13 protein-coding genes and 1 pseudogene are annotated in these 19,405 nt (G+C 69.5%); 3 read left to right on the forward strand and 11 right to left on the reverse strand.

The features are described 5' to 3' along the window. Positions 1 to 278: 278 nt before the first annotated feature. Positions 279 to 728 (forward strand): annotated as a pseudogene (locus ACIPC1_RS06205) (LuxR C-terminal-related transcriptional regulator); the annotation flags it as partial. A 207-nt stretch (positions 729 to 935) separates the two neighbouring features. Here the strand turns inward: ACIPC1_RS06205 and ACIPC1_RS06210 are convergent. Both ACIPC1_RS06210 and ACIPC1_RS06215 read right to left on the reverse strand, forming a co-directional pair. Beyond that, positions 936 to 1,367, reverse strand: a complete 432-nt coding sequence (locus ACIPC1_RS06210; RefSeq protein WP_402513732.1) for a group II truncated hemoglobin — start codon at positions 1,365 to 1,367, stop codon at positions 936 to 938. A gap of 73 nt (positions 1,368 to 1,440) precedes the next feature. Beyond that, positions 1,441 to 1,806: a winged helix-turn-helix transcriptional regulator gene (locus ACIPC1_RS06215; RefSeq protein ID WP_402514811.1), complete on the reverse strand. Its 366-nt coding sequence runs from the start codon at positions 1,804 to 1,806 to the stop codon at positions 1,441 to 1,443. Positions 1,807 to 1,959: 153 nt separating this feature from the next. Here ACIPC1_RS06215 and ACIPC1_RS06220 point away from each other — a divergent pair, with 153 nt between their 5' ends. Then, on the forward strand, positions 1,960 to 2,787 hold the full coding sequence (locus ACIPC1_RS06220) for an NAD(P)H-binding protein (protein ID WP_402513734.1): 828 nt from the start codon (positions 1,960 to 1,962) through the stop codon (positions 2,785 to 2,787). Positions 2,788 to 2,849: 62 nt separating this feature from the next. Here the strand turns inward: ACIPC1_RS06220 and ACIPC1_RS06225 are convergent, their stop codons facing one another. Both ACIPC1_RS06225 and ACIPC1_RS06230 read right to left on the reverse strand, forming a co-directional pair. Then, positions 2,850 to 4,208 carry a hypothetical protein gene (locus ACIPC1_RS06225; RefSeq protein ID WP_402513735.1) on the reverse strand — a complete coding sequence of 453 codons (1,359 nt, stop codon included), beginning with the start codon at positions 4,206 to 4,208 and terminating at the stop codon, positions 2,850 to 2,852. A 293-nt stretch (positions 4,209 to 4,501) separates the two neighbouring features. Then, the gene (locus ACIPC1_RS06230; protein WP_402513736.1) at positions 4,502 to 7,522 is read right to left on the reverse strand and encodes a glycoside hydrolase family 3 protein; all 3,021 of its coding nucleotides are present in this window, start codon (positions 7,520 to 7,522) and stop codon (positions 4,502 to 4,504) included. A 322-nt stretch (positions 7,523 to 7,844) separates the two neighbouring features. Between ACIPC1_RS06230 and ACIPC1_RS06235 the strand changes: the two genes are divergently transcribed. Next, the gene (locus ACIPC1_RS06235) at positions 7,845 to 9,749 is read left to right on the forward strand and encodes a ricin-type beta-trefoil lectin domain protein (protein ID WP_402513738.1); all 1,905 of its coding nucleotides are present in this window, start codon (positions 7,845 to 7,847) and stop codon (positions 9,747 to 9,749) included. A gap of 143 nt (positions 9,750 to 9,892) precedes the next feature. Here ACIPC1_RS06235 and cimA read toward each other — a convergent pair whose 3' ends face one another. The 7 genes from cimA to ureA form a co-directional block, all read right to left on the reverse strand. Next, the gene (gene cimA, locus ACIPC1_RS06240) at positions 9,893 to 11,497 is read right to left on the reverse strand and encodes a citramalate synthase (RefSeq protein WP_402513740.1); all 1,605 of its coding nucleotides are present in this window, start codon (positions 11,495 to 11,497) and stop codon (positions 9,893 to 9,895) included. A gap of 300 nt (positions 11,498 to 11,797) precedes the next feature. Next, positions 11,798 to 13,066: a hypothetical protein gene (locus tag ACIPC1_RS06245; RefSeq protein ID WP_402513743.1), complete on the reverse strand. Its 1,269-nt coding sequence runs from the start codon at positions 13,064 to 13,066 to the stop codon at positions 11,798 to 11,800. 26 nt (positions 13,067 to 13,092) lie between these two features. Next, positions 13,093 to 15,057, reverse strand: coding sequence for a TolB family protein (locus ACIPC1_RS06250; RefSeq protein ID WP_402513744.1), 1,965 nt, complete (start codon positions 15,055 to 15,057; stop codon positions 13,093 to 13,095). Positions 15,058 to 15,290: 233 nt separating this feature from the next. Next, positions 15,291 to 15,890: a TetR/AcrR family transcriptional regulator gene (locus ACIPC1_RS06255; RefSeq protein ID WP_384389347.1), complete on the reverse strand. Its 600-nt coding sequence runs from the start codon at positions 15,888 to 15,890 to the stop codon at positions 15,291 to 15,293. An 11-nt stretch (positions 15,891 to 15,901) separates the two neighbouring features. Beyond that, on the reverse strand, positions 15,902 to 16,942 hold the full coding sequence (locus tag ACIPC1_RS06260) for an agmatine/peptidylarginine deiminase (RefSeq protein WP_402513748.1): 1,041 nt from the start codon (positions 16,940 to 16,942) through the stop codon (positions 15,902 to 15,904). A gap of 11 nt (positions 16,943 to 16,953) precedes the next feature. Next, positions 16,954 to 18,624: an urease subunit alpha gene (locus tag ACIPC1_RS06265; RefSeq protein WP_402513751.1), complete on the reverse strand. Its 1,671-nt coding sequence runs from the start codon at positions 18,622 to 18,624 to the stop codon at positions 16,954 to 16,956. Next, a complete protein-coding gene (ureA, locus tag ACIPC1_RS06270) occupies positions 18,621 to 19,313 on the reverse strand; it encodes an urease subunit gamma (protein ID WP_402513753.1) in 693 nt (230 codons plus the stop codon). Before ureA ends, ACIPC1_RS06265 begins: the two co-directional genes overlap by 4 nt. Positions 19,314 to 19,405: the final 92 nt, after the last annotated feature.

A 19,405-nucleotide genomic window follows, 5' to 3' on the forward strand; every position in this document is an offset into this window, starting at 1 on the left:
TGGCGCCCGAGGCAACGGCTGCACGGGAAATGGCCCCACGGGCGACGCCCGCACAGGCGACGACCGCCGAGCGCGCGGGCTCTGACGCGCAAAAGGGCCGGGACGACCCCACGGGCGGGGGTGAGTTCACGGACCGGGGCAAGCTCACGGGCGGGGGCGGGGGCGAGCTCGAGGGCCTTCCCGAGGGCCTTGGCGAGCGCCTTCCCGAGCGCCTTCCCGAGCGCCTCGGCGAGGGCCTTGGCGAACGCCTTGGCGAGGCTGCCGCTCAGGGCCCTCCCCGGGTGCTCATCCTCACCACCTTCGACCTCGACGAGCACGTGTACGACGCTCTCGCTGCCGGGGCGAGCGGGTTTCTCCTCAAGGACGTCACCGCGGAGCGGCTTTTCGAGGCGGTACGGGTCGTCGCCGCCGGGGAGGCCCTGCTCGCGCCCGCCATCACCCGCCGTCTGATCGCCGAGTTCGCCCGGCTGAAGCCCCGGACGCCCGCACGGAAGACACTCGGAGCGTTGACGCCACGCGAGACGGAGGTGCTGCGGCTGATCGCGGAGGGCCTGTCCAACCCCGAGATCGCCCGGCGGCTGCACGTGGGCGAGGAGACCGTGAAGACACACGTCAGCCGCATTCTGTCCAAGCTCGGTCTGCGTGACCGTACACAGGCGGTGGTGACGGCGTACGAGAGTGGGCTGGTCGTGCCGCGTACGGGCGGCGAGCCGTTGGGGGCGCCCTAGGTCCTGTCGTCACATTCCCGTCTGCCTCGCGACGCCATGCACGCACTCTCGCCGCACCGGCGCAGACCCAAGTACGTCCAGTACGAGAGCCCACGCCCGGCACACCGAGAGCACGCACCTACTGCGACACAGGCTGCTGCCGCAGCGGGCGCGAGGCCGCCCTCCGGGCGACGACGGGAATGTGACGACAGGACTGACCTAGGTGAACTACCAGTCCCAGTGCGGGACTTCGCGGAGTGGGTGGAGTTCCTGGTCCGTCTCGGCCAGGGAGTTCTGCTGGGCGACGCGCGAGCCGAACTCGACATGGGAGCGGACGGCGGTGCGGAAGAGTTCGTCGTCGGGCAGGTCCGCCTCGTCGAGCGACTCCAGATAGACCTGCACGAAGCGGTCGCGCTGTTCGTCGGTGATCCGCAGGCCCCGATGCACGTTGATGATGTGCGCGAAGCCGAGTTCCTGGGTGAAGCGGTCCGGGCCGCCGAACGACTCGGCGGTGAACCAGGTCAGATGGTCGACGTGATGCGGTTCGCGGCGTGGGAACACCTCGCGCAGGACAGGGTCCGCGAGCGCCTTCGCGTAGAAGATCTCCTCCAGGCGGTGCAAGGCATCGTCGCCGCCCGCGTGTTCGTAGAGACTCGTCACGCTCTCATCGTGGGGCGGTGGCACAGGTTCCGCCAAGCCCTGCGGGGCCACATGAACTCATGAACTCATGAACTCAGCGGGCGTCGTAGTCCTGGCGGGCGTCCTCGACCTTGTCGAGGTGGACGGAGGCCCAGTCGGCGAGCGTGGCGAAGAGTGGGGCCAGGCTGCGGCCCAGTTGGCTGATCTCGTACTCGACGCGGGGCGGGACCTCGGGGTGGTAGGTGCGCACGACGAGACCATCTCGTTCCAACTGGCGCAGGCGTTGGGTCAGCACCTTGGGCGTGATCTTGGTGATGCGGCGTTCCAGCTCCACGAAGCGATGTCGCCCGTATTCGTTGAGCGACCACAGGATCGGGGTCGTCCAGCGGCTGAAGACGATGTCGACGACCGGGGCGATGGGACAGGCCACCTCCGGGTCGATCGACATGTCCGTCGCCATCGCCCGCCATGTGCTGTCGGTCACAATCGACCCCTCTCCCCATTACTTTCCTCTAGGTACCTACTATGCCATCGCCAGTAGCTTCTCATCAGGCCCCACAAGGGGCTGGGCCGGCAGGTCACTGCAGGTCAAACGGGTCACTGGGGAGTGAACATGATCGTGGTAACGGGAGCGACGGGGAATGTCGGGCGGCCGCTCGTGCGGGCGCTGGCCGCGGCGGGCGAGCAGGTGACAGCCGTCTCGCGCGGGGCTTCAGCGGCGGACGTGCCGACGGGGGTACGCCACATCCAGGCCGATCTGAGTGAACCCAAGAGCCTTGAGCCCGCGCTCGACGGCGCCGAGGCGCTGTTCCTGCTGATCTCCGGCGAATGGTTCGCGACTGTCGGGGATCCGAGCGGGATCCTCGACGCGGCTCGGGTCGGGGGCGTACGACGGATCGTCTTTCTTTCGTCTCAGGGCGTCGGGACGCTACGGCATCCGCCGGAGCTGGAGGAGGCGATCAAGCGGTCGGGGCTGGAGTGGACCGTGCTTCGGCCGGGGGGTTTCGACTCCAACGCGTTCGCGTGGGCCGAGCCGGTTCGCGCGCGGCGGGTGGCCGCCGCGCCGTTCGGTGACGTCGCGCTGCCGACCATCGACCCGGCCGACATCGCCGAGGTCGCCGCCGTCACGCTGCGGGAGTCCGGTCACGGCGGCAGCACGTACACACTGACCGGGCCTGCGCCTGTCTCGCCCCGGCAGCAGGTCGCGGCGATCGGGGACGCGCTGGGCGAGCCGGTGCGGTTCGTCGAGCAGACACGTGACGAGGCACGGGAGCAGATGCTCGCGTTCATGCCCGAGCCGGTCGTGGAAGCCACGCTCGGGATCCTGGGGACACCCACTGCGGAGGAACAGCGGGTCAGCCCGGATATGGAGCGGATTCTCGGACGTCCGGGGCGTACGTTCGCTCAGTGGGCGGAGCGTAACCTCGCCGCGTTCAAGTGACAGGAACGGCCTGAGGCCCTTCGGTACTTCGGTACTTCGGTACTTCGGCGGCCGCCTCATCGTCAGAAGCCGCCGCCGAAGTCCCCTCCACCGCCGCCGAAGTCACCGCCTCCACCGCCGAATCCGCCGCTGAAGTCGCCGGAGTCGAAGTCGGCGCCCGATACATCGCCGCCTTCGTATCCGGCGGAGCCGAAGTCGCCGTAACCGGAGCCGTAGTCGGCCGCGTACGCGGGACTGGCCATCATGCTGCCGAGCATCGTGCCGACGAGGAGGCCGGGCAGCAGGCCGCCGCCGAAGTAGCCGCCCGCCCAGGGGCCGTAGGCCGGGCCCGCGTCCCAGTAGGGGCGGCGGCCGTACTCGGTGTCCACCTCGCGGATCGCCGGGTCGGCGCCGTCCGCCAGGCGGGCCCGGTCCGCCGCGCAGACCGGGACCTCGCGGGTCGCGCCGCCGGCCGGGGTCCAGGTCGCGTCGGCGACCGAGGGGCCGTGCCGCGGGTCGAAGAAGCAGGGGGCACGGCGCTCGGGGACCGGGCGGCCCTCGCGGCGTGCGGCAAGCTCGGCGAGGGAGAAGCGGCCGTCCTCCAGGGCCTTGGTGACGGCGCGTACGTCTTGTGGGTGCTGGGCGGCGGCCATGGACGACTTCGCCTGCTCGTACGCGTCCAGGGCGCGCTCGTAGTCCGCGCGCATCGAGTCGTCCGCGCCCGCTTCCGCGGGGTGGAAGTCGAGGCGGTCCAGTTCCTCGCCGAACGCCGTGATGTCCTCGTCCACCACCACGCGGAGCTTGTCGAGGGCCGCCCGCTGCTCCTCCGCCTTGCGGCGCTTGTTCCGTCGTACGACCGTGTATGCGCCCGCGCCGCCGAGTACCGCCACCGCGCCGACCGTGATCAGGGCGGTTGTGGAGACGCCGGCGCCGTCGGCGCTGCCGGAGTCCCAGCTCGCGGGGGCCGCGCCGCCGATGTTGGCGAGGGCGCGGTCCGTGAAGTCGTCCAGCTGGGTGTTGGTGTTCTCGTTGTTCTGGACGCTGGTGAGGAGGTTCTGTACGGCGGTGGTGGACATCACCGCGGAGTCGGCTCGGGCGTCGAAGCGGTCGCCGAGCCTGATCGCGTACAGGCCGGTGATGCCGGTGGCGGTGCGGAGGTTCTGGAAGAGGTTCTGGGTGGGGAAGTCCGCGGGAAGTACCGCGACGAAGACGGGCTTGTCCGCGGTCTTGATCTTCTTCGCGAGGGTGTCGGCTTCCGCGGTGGAGAGCTGGGCGGAGGCGGCGGGGTCGACGTACACCGGGGACTCGCGGAGGGCTGCGGCTACCGTGCCCACGTCGGTGGCCGCGTGGGCCGTGGGGGCCTGGGCGGTGAGGAGTGCCAGGGCGGCGAGCGTCAGTACGCTCAGCAGTCCGGGGAGCCTTCTTGCGCGTGCGGCCCTCATGACTTCGACGGTACCTGACAGTGACGGGAAGTGGCTGTGCGGGTGGGGCGGGGGTGGGTGGGGTTTTTCGCCCCCTCCGCCCTGCCCGTCCCTTGTTCCTGGGGGCTGCCGCCCACCAGACCCCCGCTGTCGCGCTGAACGCGCTCGTCCTCACACGCCGGACGGGCTGAAGATCTCTCCCCCGCCCGGGGCTGAAAAGCACCGCCTCCACGGGTGGGTGGGGGATCGAGATGGCAGACCGTCGTCCTCACACGCCGGACGGGCTGTCGGTCCCGTCCGGCGCATGGCAGTGCCTACGTCGCCGCGTACGCCTCCCTCAGTTTCGCCACCGCGTCCGCGTACCGGCCTGTCAGGAGGAGGTGGTCGGCGTCGGCGAAGGGCTTGGAGACGGCGGCTGTGATGGTGGTGCCGATCTTCTGCTGGACCAGGAGGCGGGCCTTGGTGACGGCGGCCTGGCCTGCCTTGGTCGAGCCCGTCCGCTCGGCGGCCTTGGCGGCCAGGGCGAGGGCCTTCAGGGCCGCCGTGCCACCCTCCGGTGTCCTGGTGAGGGTCGTGAGGCCCCAGCCGTACGGGAACTGCGGATCGTACGACGTGTCGCCGACGTTGATCGGCAGCTGGGACTCGGACTTGGGCCAGGTGACGGGGAGTTGGCCGGTGAAGGGACGCTTGCCGTAGAGGACGTCCGCGACGCCGGAGCCCTCGGTGCCCGGCAGCCAGGAGGCGACGAGGGCGTCGATGTCACCGAGGCGGTCGCCGACGAGCTGCGGCCGTCCGGAGACGGTCAGGACCACGCACTTGATGGCGCCGCAGACCTTGTCGACGGCGGCCTTGTCCGCGGCGGTCAGTTCGAGGTCGTTGCCGTTGCCCACGTCGCCGACACCCTCGGCGTACGGGGTCTCGCCGACGACGACCACACCGACGTCGTAACCGGCGGTCGAAGCCGACGCGTCCTTGGAGTAGGTGACGTTGCCGCCGGCCTGCCGCAGTCCCTCCAGGATGGTCGTGCCCTCCGTGATCGCGCCGGAGGAGCCCTGCCAGGTGATGGTCCAGCCGCCGGTCTGGTTGCCGATGTCGTCGGCGTTGGACCCGGCGACGTAGACCTTCTGGGACTTCTTGAGGGGCAGGACGCTGCCCGCGTTCTTGAGGAGGACCTGCGACTCGGCCGCCGCCTCGCGGGCCACGGCCCGGTGTTCGGGCGAGCCGATGTCGGAGGCGCCGCTGGTGTCGGCGTACGGCTGCTCGAAGAGGCCGAGCTTGAACTTCTGCGTGAGGATGCGCGATACGGCGTCGTCCACGCGCGCCTCGCTGATCCGGCCCGCGTTCACCTCGCTGATGAGCGTGGTGTGGAAGTCCTTGTACGCGTACGGAACCATGATCATGTCGAGGCCCGCGTTGATGGACGTGCGGACGTCGGAGGCGTAGTCACCCGGGATCTGGTTGATGCCGTCCCAGTCACTGATGACGAAGCCGTCGAAGCCCATCTCGTCCTTCAACACCCCGTTGATCAGCGCCGCGTTGGCGTGCATCTTCACCGGGCCCGCGTCGTCGCCGACGATGTCGACCGACGAGTAGGAAGGCATGACCGAGCCCACGCCACGGTCCACGGCATCCTGGTACGGCGCGAGGTGCACCGCCTCCAGCTCCTGCTCCGTGACCTTGGTGATGCCCTGGTCGATGGTGTACGAGCCCGAGGTGGACGAGCCGTACTCGGTGCCGCCGTCGCCCACGAAGTGCTTGGCGGTGGCGAGGACCCTGTCGCTGTCGCTCAGGTCCTTGCCGTTGGCGCGGCCCTGGAGACCCTGGATGATCGTCTCCAGGGACTCGACGAGGGCCGGGTCCTCACCGAAGGACTCGTAGCTACGGCCCCAGCGTTCGTCGCGGGTCACGCACAGGCAGGGCGCGAAGGTCCACGGAATGCCGGTGGCACGGACCTCGGCGGCGGTCACCTCGCCCGTCTCCTCGGCGAGTTGGGGATCACGGGTGGCGCCGATGCCGATGTTGTGCGGCATGACCGTCGCGCCGACGAGGTTGTTGTGGCCGTGCACCGCGTCCACGCCGTAGATCAGCGGGATCTGGAACCGCGTTGCCTGCGCCTGGAGTTGGAAGGAGTCGATCATCTTCGCCCACGCCTCTGCGGTGTTGGGCGTGGGGGTCGAGCCGCCGCCGGAGAGGAGCGAGCCGAGGTCGTACGTCGCGATGTCGCTCTGCGAGGTGAGCGCGTTGCGCTCGGCCTGGGTCATCTGCCCGGCCTTCTCCTCCAGGGACAGCCGGGAGACGAGGTCGGCGACGCGCTTGTTCACGGACAACTTCGGGTCCAGGTACGGAAGTCCGTGGGCGTCGATGACAACCTGCGGGGTCCCGACCGGGGCCTTGGCTCCGGTGACCGTCAGATTCAGGGGGATCGTCTCGGCGGATTCCCCGGACCTGTCCTTGACGGTGGTCACGGAGACGGTGCGCGAGGCGCCTGAGGCCGTGCCCGCCGGGAAGGTGACCGAGCCCTTGACGGGCTTGTAGTCCTTGCCGGAGTCGGCGGTGCCGCCGGCCGTCTCGTAGGCGACGGTCACCGGCTCGTCGAGCGGGACGGCGCCGGTGGTGGCGACGGAGACCTTGACGTCGGCCCTGCCGCCCTCCTTGACCGGGTAGACCGTGGAGTCGGTGAGGACGCTCGCGCGCAGTGACTGGTCGGCGGTGCCGTACAACTCCACGCCGTCGATGGCGAACTGGGCCTTGAGGCCGACGGGGAGGGTGAGGGAGTAGCCCCACATCTCGGTGAGGCCGAGGATGTGGTCGATGCCGCCCACTGGCTGATAGTCCGTGCGATAGGCGAAGTCCGCGAAGGGGATCTCGATCTGTTTCCAGCCGGTGAAGTCGTCCGTGAAGGATGTCGTCCACAATTCGGAGGCCGCGCCGTTCGCGCCGCCGTCCTTGATCTCGAAGGGGATCTTCTTGCCGTTGTTCTGGCCGTCCCACCAGAAGCGGATGCCCTTGTGCGCGGACCAGTCATGGGCCGGCTGTCCGGAGGCGAAGTCGTGGCTGTAACCGCCGTAGCCGCTGATGTCGTAGGTGCCGGTGAGGACCTTGGCGCCCTCGGGGGCGTCGGCCCGGGCGGTCAGGGCCAGTTGGGGCGGATCGTCGGTGTCGCCGCCCCATGTGAAGAGGCCTTCGACGGGCGGATTCGCGAACGGGACCTCGCCCTCGAAGGTGTCGACGGGGACAGGAGACGGGTCGTCGGCCTGAGCGGCGGCTGACGCGGAGGCCAGGGGCAGCAGCCCGGTGAGCAAGGCGGCGGAAACGAGCAGGGCGGTTCTTCGCATGGACCTTCCCTCGACTCTCGTTGATCCTCTTGGTTCGTGTGTCAAACCCTCTTCGGTGTACTGAGTACTCGTCGGTGCTCTTCAGTGCTCTCTTCAGTGCTCTTCAGTACTCTTACGACTTAGATCACGCCGTGAGTTAACTGGCGTCCCGGCAGGCCGTCAAGACTTCACGTCAGAACCGGTACACGGGTAATACCCGGCTGGATCAGGAGAGTTGTTCCTTCAATCTTTGAACGCGCAACCCCTTGACTCGCGCCCGCTGCCGTCATTTACTCACGCCTCGCACGCCCCCATCCCCCACCCCCAGAAGGGCTGCGCGCCGATGAGCACCACCAGCACGACCAGATCCCCGAGGAGCCTGAGGCGAACCGGCCGGACGGCCCGGCTGCTCCTCGCCGGGCTGCTGACGACGGCCGGACTCGGCGCCGTGGGCACCGTGCCCGCCCACGCGGCGGGCGAGCAGGTCACCGCCTACCTGACCACCACGGACGACACCGGCGGCCGCCATGTCACACGCGGATTGCAGCCGCAAACTCCCTTCGCCTTCACGGCCGGCAGTGGCGGAACCGGCGACAACATCACCGTGGACGAGAACACCCGCTACCAGACGTTCACCGGCGGCGGTGCTTCCTTCACCGACACCGCCGCCTGGCTGATGAACAGCAGCGGGGCGCTGACGCAGGCCCAGCGTGACGCCGCGATGACGAAGCTGTTCTCGCCGACGGACGGGATCGGGCTGTCGTTCGTACGCAATCCGATGGGTGCCTCGGACCTCGCGCGGTACGGGTACTCCTACGACGACGTGCCGGCCGGGCAGACGGACCCGACGCTCGCCCAGTTCTCCATCGCACACGACCTGGCGGACGTCGTACCGTTGACCAAGCAGGCACGTCAGCTCAATCCGTCACTGACCGTGATGGCCTCGCCGTGGACGGCGCCCGCCTGGATGAAGGACAGCGGGTCGCTCAACGGCGGCTGGCTGAAGTCGGATTCCTACGCGGCGTACGCCTCGTACTTCGTGAAGTACCTCCAGGCGTACCAGGCTCAGGGTGTGCCCGTCTCGTACGTCACCGTGCAGAACGAGCCGACGTGTTGTTCCGGGTACCCCTCGATGAGCTGGAACGCCTCCGGGCTCGCCTACTTCACCAAGAGCGAGCTGCTGCCGAAGCTCCAGGCGGCGGGGCTGTCGACCAAGGTGCTCGCGCATGACTGGAACTGGGACGTGTACGACTCGTACGCCGCCTCGACGGTCGACGACGCGGCGGTCCGCACGCATCCGAACTTCGGCGGGGTCGCCTGGCACGGCTATGGCGGCGACGTCACCAAGCAGACCACCGTCCACAACCAGTACCCCACGCTCGACGCCTTCGGAACCGAGCACTCCGGTGGTACCTGGATCGCCAACCAGCAGCGTGAGGACATGCTCAACATCGTCGACTACACCCGGAACTGGGCGAAGTCGGTGACGAAGTGGTCGCTGGCCGTGGACCAGAACATGGGGCCGCACAACGGTGGTTGCGGCACCTGCACCGGGCTTGTCACCGTCCACAACGGCGACGCACAGAGCGGGCAGGTCGACTACACCATCGAGTACTACACGATGGGGCACCTCACGAAGTTCGTGAAGCCGGGCGCGCAGCGGATCGCCTCCACGGCGAGTACGTCCGTGCCCAACGTCGCGTGGCGCAACCCGGACGGGTCGAAGGCGCTGATCGCGTACAACGACGCGTCCACCGCGAAGACGGTGACCATCAACTGGGGTGGACAGCACGCGACTTACTCGCTGCCCGGCAAGACCTCGGCGACGTTCACCTGGTCCGGGACGCAGGCCGGTGGCGGCGACCAGAGCGGGGCCTTTGTGGGACTTGCCGGTAAGTGCCTTGATGTGGCCGGTGGTTCGTCGGCCAACGGGTCCGCCGTGCAGCTCTACGACTGCAACGGGTCGACCGCGCAGACCTGGACGGTCAAGGCCGACGGGTCGGTTCAGGCGCTCGGGAAGTGCCTTGACGTGGTGTCGGCGTCCACTGCTGATGGGGCGCAGCTTCAGCTCTACGACTGCAACGGTACGGGGGCTCAGCGGTGGACGTACAACTCCACCACCGGGGATGTCGTCAATACCGCGGCCAACAAGTGCATTGATGTGACCGGGAATTCGTCGGCGAACGGGGCTCGGGCGCAGATCTGGACCTGCACGGGGGCTGCCAACCAGAAGTGGCATCTGCAGTAGGGGGTGCGGGCCCCGCAGGGGCGGGGGTGGGTTTTTCGCCCCCTCCGCCCCTGCCCGTCCCTTACCCCTGGGGGCTACCGCCCCCAGACCCCCGCATCGGCCTGAACGGCCTCGTCCTCAAACGCCGGACGGGCTGAGAATGTCTACTCCGCCGGCTCGACCCCCGCCCGCAGCAGACCGTACGTGCACGCGTCCTCCAGTGCCTGCCAGGACGCCGCGATCACGTTCTCCCCGACGCCGACCGTCGACCACTCCCCCGCACCGTCGGAGGTGGAGATGAGGACGCGGGTGGTGGACTGGGTGCCGTGTTTTCCCTCCAGGATGCGGACCTTGTAGTCGACGAGCTCCAGCTTGGCGAGTTGGGGGTAGAGCTTTTCGAGGGCTACGCGTAGGGCGCGGTCGAGGGCGTTGACCGGGCCGTTGCCCTCGGCGGTGGCGACGATGCGCTCGCCCTTGGCGAAGAGCTTGACCGTGGCCTCGTTGGCGTGGCTGCCGTCGGGGCGGTCCTCGACGATGGCGCGCCAGGACTCGACGCGGAAGTACTTGCGGGCGCGGCCCTCGGCCTCCTCACGGAGCAGCAGCTCGAAGGACGCGTCGGCCGCCTCGTAGGTGTAGCCCTGGAGCTCGCGCTCCTTGACGCGGGCGACGACCCGGCCGACCAGCTCGCGGTCGCCGCTGATGTCGACGCCGAGCTCCTTGCCCTTGAGTTCGATGGAGGCGCGGCCCGCCATGTCGGAGACCAGCATCCGCATGGTGTTGCCGACCAGCTCGGGGTCGATGTGCTGGTACAGGTCCGGGTCGACCTTGATCGCGGAGGCGTGCAGGCCGGCCTTGTGGGCGAAGGCGGAGACACCGACGTACGGCTGGTGCGTGGAGGGGGTCAGGTTCACCACCTCGGCGATGGCGTGGGAGATGCGCGTCATCTCGCGCAGGGCGCCTTCCGGGAGCACCTTCTTGCCGTACTTCAGCTCCAGGGCCGCCACGACCGGGAACAGGTTGGAGTTGCCGACCCGCTCGCCGTAGCCGTTCGCCGTGCACTGGACGTGCGTGGCGCCCGCGTCGACGGCGGCCAGCGTGTTGGCGACCGCGCAGCCCGTGTCGTCCTGGGCGTGCATGCCGAGCCGGGCGCCGGTGTCGGCGAGGACGGTGGCGACGACCGCCTGGACCTGGGCCGGGAGCATGCCGCCGTTGGTGTCGCAGAGGACGACCACGTCGGCGCCCGCCTCCCAGGCGGCGCGGACGACGGCCTTGGCGTACTCGGGGTTCGCGCGGTAGCCGTCGAAGAAGTGCTCGCAGTCGACGAAGACGCGGCGGCCCTGGGAGCGCAGGTGGGAGACCGTGTCGCGGACCATCTCCAGGTTCTCGTCGAGGGTGGTGCGGAGCGCGAGCTCGACATGGCGGTCGTGGGACTTCGCGACCAGGGTGATCACCTGGGCGCCGGAGTCGAGGAGCGCCTTGACCTGTGGGTCCTCGGAAGCCTTGGCTCCGGCGCGGCGGGTCGCGCCGAAGGCGACCAGCTGGGCGTGCTTGAAGTCGATCTCCTGCTGGGCGCGGGCGAAGAACTCGGTGTCACGCGGGTTGGCACCGGGCCAGCCGCCCTCGATGAAGCCCACCCCGAAGTCGTCCAGGTGCCGGGTGATGGCCAGCTTGTCCGCCACGGTGAGGTTGATGCCCTCGCGCTGCGCGCCGTCGCGCAGGGTCGTGTCGAAGACGTGGAACGAATCGTCGAGTTCGCTGGTGTCCGTCATGGTGTCTGGCTCCTGAGGTTTGGATCTCGGTCTGTACCGGAATGACCGGATCCACCGTCCTCCAATGATCCCTCGCGCTCCTTTCCCGGCTTGGGGTGGGCCAGGAAAACGAAAAACCCCTCGCGGGTGCGAGAGGTCTGCGCGCGGGTCGAAGACGACGGTGCCCGCCCGTACGTGGTGGTACGTGGCGGTCACTGCGGACCGGCGCGCCTGCTGCCAATAATCGTGGCGAACGAGAGCACGGGGGCAGTCTGGCACAGCCCCCGCGCCTCGCTCACCGTTGTCTCAGGATGCGGTCGATCACCTCAGGTGACGGACGTAGACGTGGGTGGTGTCGTAGGTGTCACCGGGCACGAGGTCGGTGCCCCAGCTGCTGAAGGCGACCTGGCGGCCGTGCCGGTCGATCGCCAGGTCGAACACCGCCGCCTGGCTGTTTCCGCCTTGGGTGTTGGGGTTCACCACAACCGTGTGCCCGGTCCGCAGATCGCGCACGTACACCTGCCCGGTGCGGTCGGGATCACGCAGGTCGGTGGAAAGGTAGGCGAGGTACCGGCTGTCGGCACTGAGCGACGCGGCGCCGGAGCTGGCGGCCGGGTCGGCGGCGTCGATGCTGCGCAGTTCTCCCGTCTTCAGGTCTCGGATGAAGACGTTGTGGGCGTTGTTGGTGTCGCCCGGCGTCAGCTGCGAGTCCAGCGAGTTGAACACCGCGTACCGCCCGTCGGCGCTGACCTGCGGTGACTCGGTCTGCGCGTCGGACACCCTGCCGTCCGGCGCCTTGTCGATCTGGAACAGCTCGCCGCTTCGCACATCACGGACGTAGGCGTCGCTCCAGTCGCCCGGGAAGGGGTGCGGGACGAAGAACATGTAGCCGACCCGGCTGCCGTCCGCGCTGATGGAGGGATAGGCGGCGGCGGACTTCCAGACGCCCACACCGGGCACCTGGCTGATCCGGACGGTCTTGCCGGTGACGAGGTCGACGCGGTAGGCCCGGTTGGAGTTGTCTCCGGCCGGCGCCTCACCCGTGTTCAGGGCGAGGAAGGCGAGATAGCGGCCATCGGCGCTGAGGGCCGGGCTGCTCGCCGCGCTGTAGCCCGGGGCGACGGTGTCGTCGACCCGCTGGAGGGCGCCGGTCTTCAGGTCCTTCACCCAGACATGGTTGTCGGCGGTGTCGTAGGTGGGATTGGAGGTGAACGCCAGATACCGGCCGTCGGCGCTCAAAGAGACGTCCAGGACGTGGCCGTCCCCAGGGCTGCCGTCCGCCCTGTTGCTCGCCAGGCGGGTGGTGCCGGTCTTCAGGTCGCGTACGAAGGCGTCGGCCAGCCCGTTGGTGTCGCCCGCGACAAGGTTGTCGGCGGAGGAGACGAAGGCCAGGTAGCGGCCGTCCGCGCTGATGCTCCCCCCACCGGAGGGGGCGTTGCCGTCCGTGCCGTCCGGGGCCACGCTCGCCTTCTCGGTGCGCGGAGCGCCGGGTGCGGCGCTCGCCGTGGGTCCGGTGAGCGCCGTTGTGGCGGCGAGCGCGACGACGGTGGCCGCCAGAGCGACGCGGCGGTGCGTTGTGCTGCTGTGCATGGTCAATCCCCCGTGGTTGGTCGTTGTCACTGCACTGTCCTCAGGAAGACGTCCGGCACCCCGTTGGTGTCCCCTTCCACCAGATCGGGTGATGCCGACTCGAACGCGACGACGGTGCCGTCGGCGTTGACGGATGGGTGCCTTGCCGGTAGGTCATTGCGACCGCCCCAACGGTCGACACTGATCAACTGACTTTTACCGGTGGCGAGTTCGAGCAGATACACGGAACGGCCCGAGGTGTACGCGACCTGCGCGCCGTCCCCGGAAAGCGAGGGCTCCGCGCCTTTGACCCCGGTCGTGGTCCCGGCGTCGAGGTCATGGACGTAGACGTTCCGGCCCTGCTGGAAGGCGACCTTGCGTCCGTCCGCGCTGATCGAGGGAGCCGAGGAGCTGCTGCTGACCTTCTCCAATTCACCGGTGTCCAGGTCGCGGACGTAAATGCTGCCGCCCTGCTCGAAGGCGATGTACCGGCCGCCTTCGTTGATCGACGGGTTGCCCGCCGCCTCGCCCGTGGGCGCGCTGACCACGTCGGTGGTGCCGCCGTTGAACCTGAAACGGTAGACGCGGGGTTGCGGGTGCGGGTCGGCGTCGGTGGCGGGCAGCGTGGCGGCGTAGGTGATCCACTGGCAGCTGGGGTCCACGCTGGGCTGTCCCATCCAGGTGAAGCGGACGCCCTGGTAGGAGCCCAGGCCGGTCAGCTTGCCGACCGAGCGGTTGCGTATGTGGACGCCGGGGGCACCGTCGGATTCGAGCGGGGCCACGTAGCCGACCATGCGTCCGCTGTAGCAGGGCGTGCCCTCGTGGGACGGGCCCTGTGCACTGGAGTTGACCGAGGAGACCGCGCCGCCCGCCAGGACGAACACGTTCGTGTCCTTCGGGTCGTCGGCCCCCTGCGAGGTGAAGGCGACGACCTTGCCCTCCCCCATCGCCGGGTCGTAGGACGCCCCGGGCAGCTGCCGCCCGTCCGGCGTCACACTGATCCGTTCGGTGACGGAGGGCATCGGTTCCGGGTTCTCCCGGAGCGCGCCCGAGAAGACGAACACGTCCCACTCCCTGTTGGTGTCACCCGGCACCAAGTGGGACGCCGTCGAACTGAACGCCACCGCACGCCCGTTGGCGGTCAGCACGTCGTCTGTTGACTGGGCGCTCGGCGGGAGGGCGGCCCCGCGCAGCCCCGTCCGCAGGTCCCGCACCCGCTCGCCGTCCTCGCCCGCGACTACGGCGTACCGGCCGTCCGCCGTGGCCGAGAAGCCGGTCCCCTCGGCAACGCGCCGCGATTCGCCCGTGCGGAGGTCGTGGATGTACACACCGCCCTCGGCGTTGAGGAGAACACGGCGGCCGTCTGCGGTGATGCGGACCAGGTCGGCGACGCCGAGATCCTTGTCGACCTGGGTCCGCTCGCCCGTCGCCCGGTCCTCGACGAAGACGTCGACCGGGTCCTCCTCGGAGTCGCTGCGGACGGCGTACGCGACCCGCTCGCCGTCGCCACTCACCGAGGCCCCGGCCTTGTCGCCTTCCTCGGCCGGTGAGATCAGCTCGTCGGCGCCGGTGGCCGTGTCGCGGACGTACAACAGCCTGAAGTTCTCCGAGCCGTTGCGGTTGCCGATGGTGTACGCGACGTGCGTGCCGTCCGGACTGATCGACTGCACGCGACCCAACTCGTTGAAACCGGGCGGGTTCTCGGGCCACAGCTTCTCCGAACTGCCGGTGGCTCGGTCGTACAGGTACGGGGCCAGGAACCGGGTGCCCGCGGTGTAGCCGATTCGGCTCCCGTCGGCGCTCGGCACGGGCGAGCCATATGTGTAGCCGCTGCCGCTGTCGATCGTGGTGACCTCGCCGTCGGTCAGGTCCTTCGTGAGCAGGCACATGGAGAAATCCGCGCAGCCGAAGCTCGGCGCGGTGGACGTGAACGCGATGTGGCGACCGTCGGCGCTGATCGCGGCGCCGTTCGACTCTCCGTCGGCCTGGCTGCCGTCGGCGGCCGTGCTCACCCTCTCCACCGTGGGCGTATGAGGTGCATGCGGTGTGGCGGACGCGGTCGGCGCGGTGAGTGCGAGGAGCAGCGTCACCCCTAAGCCAACGCCCGACACACCTGCGGCTCTCCACATGATTTCCCCCTGGAATCGTGTCGCCCCCCGGCCCCGTGCCAAGGGCACACCTGGATGCAAACGCACCACCCACTACCGGGTCAATCCCCCGTATTGCGTACAACCCGGGCGGTTGATCAGGCGTCCGGGAGGAGTCCCTCGTCCAGGAACTCCCGTACGTGGCCGAGAATCTGCCCCCGGTCGGTACCGCGCAGGCCGATCGCCACATGGATGGAGAAGCCGTCGAGGAGGGCGCGCAGTCGGGCGGCGAAGCGGTCCGGGTCGACGGGGCGGAACTCGCCGTGCGAGACGCCTTCGGCGAGCAGGGCCACCAGGTCCCGGTGCCAGGCGCTCTCGATGGCGACCTGCCGTTCACGGGCGTCGTCGTCGGCGTTCTGCGAGCGGTTCCAGACCTCGAGCCAGAGGGTCCAGTGCGGGTCGCGGTGGCCGCCGGGGACGTACAGGTCGACGTATGCGTCGAGGCGTTCGCGGGCGGTTCCGCGTGCGGCCAGCAGTCGGCTTCGCTCGGCGCCTAGGCGGCCCTCGCTCCACTCCAGGGTCCGCAGCAGCAGTTCGTCCTTGGAGCGGAAGTAGTAGAGGAGGTGGCCGCTGCTCATGCCGACCTCGCGGCCGAGCGCCGCCATGGTGAGCTTCTCCAGACCGCGCTCGGCGATCATGTCCATGGCCGCGGCGAGCACGTCCTCACGCGGGGGCGCGTTCCTGCGCGCACCGGCCATCGCCCGCCTCCCTAGATCTTCGGCTGCTGCTGGGTGATGCAGTGGATGCCTCCGCCCCCGGCAAAGATCGTACGTGCGTCCACCAGCGTGACCGTCCGTTCGGGGAACAGTCGGCGGAAGATGCCGGCCGCGATCTCGTCACGCGGGTCGTCGAAGCCGCAGAGGACCACGCCGCCGTTGCAGAGGTAGTGGTTGATGTAGGAGTAGTCGGCCCAGTGTCCGTCCGCTTCCAGGACCGTCGGGGCGGGGACCTCGACGACCTCCAGCCTGCGGCCCCGCGCGTCGGTCTGCCCCTTGAGCAGGCCGACGATCTCCTTGCTGACCTCGTGGTCGGGGTGCGCCGGGTCCGGCTGGGAGTGCGCGACGACGACACCCGGGCGCGCGAACGCCGCGACGATGTCGACATGGCCGAGCGTGCCGAAGCCGTACGGCGGATAGTCGCCGGTCAGTCCGCGCGGCAGCCAGATCGCCTTGCGGGTGCCGAGATGGGCGTGGATCTCCGCCTCGACCTGCTCGCGGGTCCAGTCCGGGTTGCGCTCGGGGCCGAGCTGCACGGTCTCGGTGAGCAGGACGGTCCCCTCGCCGTCGACATGGATCGCGCCGCCCTCGTTGACGAGCTTCGAGGCGTACGTCCGTGCCCCCGCGAGGTCCGAGACGTACGCGCCGATCTTCGCGTCGTGCTCCCAGCGGGCCCAGTGCTGGGCGCCCCAGCCGTTGAACGTCCAGTCCACGGCGGCGAGTTCGCCCTTCCCGTTGCTGAGGAAGGTGGGGCCGATGTCACGCATCCAGGCGTCGTCGAGGTCGCGTTCGACGGTGTCGATGCCCGGGCCGAGGAGCTCGCGGGCCGCCGCGGACTGCCCGGGGCCGCACACCACGGTCACCGGTTCGAAGCGGCGGATCGCCCGGGCCACCGCCGCCCATGCCGCACGCGACTCGGCGAGGTCGCCGGGGTCTTCGAAGGTGGGGTTGGGACCCGGCCACGCCATCCAGGTGCGCTCGTGCGGGGTCCACTCGGCGGGCATCCGGAAGCCGTCGTCGGCAGGCGTGTTCATGGGGGAGGTCCTCACAGGAAGTACAGGCGGTTGAGGGAGACCGAGTCGGCGGGCTCGGAGCGGATCGGGTCGCCGTCGAGGGTGACCAGGCCGGTGCGCTGGTCGACGTCGACGGCTCCGGTACGGGAGTTGAGGCGCAGGTCGGCCGGGCCGATGCCGCGCGTGCCACGGACGGCGACGCGTCGGCGGCGGGTGGGCATCAGGTCGTTGCCCTGGTCGAGCGCCGCCTGTGCGACGAAGGCCACCGAGATGTCGGCGGGGGTCGAGCCGTGCGCCCCGAACTGCGGTCCCAGGACGAGGGGTTCGCAGGTGTCGGTGGCCGCGTTCGGATCGCCGACGACGCCGTACGCCGGGAAGCCGGACTTCAGGACGAGCTGCGGTTTGGCGCCGAAGTACTCGGGCCGCCAGAGCACGATGTCGGCGAGCTTGCCGACCTCCAGGGAGCCGATCTCGTGCGAAAGGCCGTGCGCGATGGCGGGGTTGATCGTCAGCTTGGCGATGTAACGCAGCACGCGCTCGTTGTCGTGATCCCCGGGAGCACCGAACTCGGCCTTCATCTTCCCGGCCATCGCGAACGTCCGGCGTACGGTCTCGCCCGCCCGGCCCATGCCCTGCGCGTCCGAGGAGGTGATGCCGATCGCGCCCAGGTCGTGCAGCACGTCCTCGGCGCCCATCGTGCCGGCCCGGATCCGGTCGCGGGCCATGGCGGCGTCGCCGGGCAGGTCGGTCTTCAGGTCGTGGACGGAGACGATCATTCCGTAGTGCTCGGCGACCGCGTCCCGGCCGAAGGGCAGGGTGGGGTTGGTGGAGGAGCCGATGACGTTCGCGACTCCCGCCATTTTCAGCACATTCGGCACGTGTCCGCCGCCGCATCCCTCGATGTGGAAGGCGTGGATGGTGCGTCCTTCGAGCACGCGGAGGGTGTCCTCGACCGACAGGCATTCGTTCAGCCCGTCGCTGTGCAGGGCGACTTGGACGTCGTACTCCTCGGCGACACGCAAGGCCGTGTCCAGCGCGCGGGTGTGGGCGCCCATGTCCTCGTGGACCTTGAAGCCGGACGCGCCGCCTTCGGCCAGTGCCTCGATCAGCGGGGCGTCCGAGGACGACGAACCCCGGCCCAGGAAGCCGATGTTGACCGGCCAGGCGTCGAAGGCGTTGAAGGCGTGCCGCAGCGCCCAGGGCGAGTTGACGCCGACGCCCCACACCGGGCCGAACTCCTGGCCGATGATCGTGGTCACCCCGGAGGCGAGCGAGGCCTCCATGATGCGCGGCGACAGCAGGTGGACGTGCGTGTCGACGGCGCCGGCGGTGGCGATGAGTCCTTCGCCGGACACGATGGACGTCCCCGTGCCGACCACGACGTCGACGCCGTCGAGGGTGTCGGGGTTACCGGCCCGTCCGATGGAGCAGATCCGTCCCTCGCGGATGCCGATGGAGACCTTCCGGATCCCCTGCGCCGCGTCGATCACCACCACGTTGCTGATCACGACGTCGCAGGTGTCACGAACGGCGGCGGCCTTGAGGTGCAGCCCGTCGCGGGCGGTCTTGCCGAAGCCGGCGAGGAACTCGTCACCGTACTTCTGGGCGTCGGACTCGACGCGGATCGTGAGCCCCGAGTCACCCAGGCGAACGCGGTCGCCCGCGCGCGGGCCGTGGGTGGCGGCGTACTCGTACGGATTCATCGTTGCCCAGCTCCATCGGTTCCGAGATACCCGCAGGCGGCGGCCCTGCGCAGCGCCTCTTCCTTCGCCCCCGGCGCGTCCAGCGGCCCGTCGACCAGACCGGCGAACCCGATCGCGATCCGCTCGCCGCCGATGGGCAGCAGCCCTACCTCGACGCTCTCGCCGGGGCCGAACCGCACGGACGATCCGGCCGGGACGGACAACCGCATCCCGTAGGCCGCCGCTCGTGGGAAGTCGAGGCGCGGGTTGACCTCGAAGAAGTGGAAGTGGGAGGTGACGGAGACGGGCACGGTCGCGGTGTTCGTGACGAGCAGCCGCAGCACGGCGGCCGGTTCGGCGTGCGTCGGCCCGGGCAGCAGCGCGCCCGGAGCCTGATCCCCGAGGCCGCCGCCGATGGGGTCGCTGACGACCGCAAGACGCGAACCGTCGTCGAAGACCGCCTCGACGTGCACCTCGGTGACGACGTCGGCGACGCCCGGCAGCACGTCGCCCGGGCCGAGTACGGAGCGGGCGCACTCGATGGCCTCGGCCAGCCGCCTCCCGTCCCGGGCGGCCTCGCAGACGGTGTCCGCGATGAGCGCGGTGGCCTCCGGCACATTGAGCTTCAGACCCCGAGCCTTGCGGGCCCGGGCCAGTTCGGCTGCCGAGAACAGCAGCAACCGGTCACGTTCCGTCGGGGTCAGCCTCATCTCACATCCCTCTCTTAGAGCACCACTCTAAACCGCAAAACCCATCTCCGGAAGGGTTGACGCGTCGGCCATTCCAGGTTCACATTGAGCGT

Source organism: Streptomyces sp. NPDC087263 (assembly GCF_044744645.1).
Lineage (GTDB): Bacteria > Actinomycetota > Actinomycetes > Streptomycetales > Streptomycetaceae > Streptomyces.

Coding starts and splice junctions, on each gene's coding strand:
- ACIPC1_RS06215 (WP_402514811.1), bottom strand. CDS start 1,806: ATGGCGACGGACATGTCGATCGACCCGGAGGTGGCCTGTCCCATCGCC.
- ACIPC1_RS06220 (WP_402513734.1), top strand. CDS start 1,960: ATGATCGTGGTAACGGGAGCGACGGGGAATGTCGGGCGGCCGCTCGTG.
- ACIPC1_RS06225 (WP_402513735.1), bottom strand. CDS start 4,208: ATGAGGGCCGCACGCGCAAGAAGGCTCCCCGGACTGCTGAGCGTACTG.
- ACIPC1_RS06230 (WP_402513736.1), bottom strand. CDS start 7,522: ATGCGAAGAACCGCCCTGCTCGTTTCCGCCGCCTTGCTCACCGGGCTG.
- ACIPC1_RS06235 (WP_402513738.1), top strand. CDS start 7,845: ATGAGCACCACCAGCACGACCAGATCCCCGAGGAGCCTGAGGCGAACC.
- cimA (WP_402513740.1), bottom strand. CDS start 11,497: ATGACGGACACCAGCGAACTCGACGATTCGTTCCACGTCTTCGACACG.
- ACIPC1_RS06245 (WP_402513743.1), bottom strand. CDS start 13,066: ATGCACAGCAGCACAACGCACCGCCGCGTCGCTCTGGCGGCCACCGTC.
- ACIPC1_RS06255 (WP_384389347.1), bottom strand. CDS start 15,890: ATGGCCGGTGCGCGCAGGAACGCGCCCCCGCGTGAGGACGTGCTCGCC.
- ACIPC1_RS06260 (WP_402513748.1), bottom strand. CDS start 16,942: ATGAACACGCCTGCCGACGACGGCTTCCGGATGCCCGCCGAGTGGACC.
- ACIPC1_RS06265 (WP_402513751.1), bottom strand. CDS start 18,624: ATGAATCCGTACGAGTACGCCGCCACCCACGGCCCGCGCGCGGGCGAC.
- ureA (WP_402513753.1), bottom strand. CDS start 19,313: ATGAGGCTGACCCCGACGGAACGTGACCGGTTGCTGCTGTTCTCGGCA.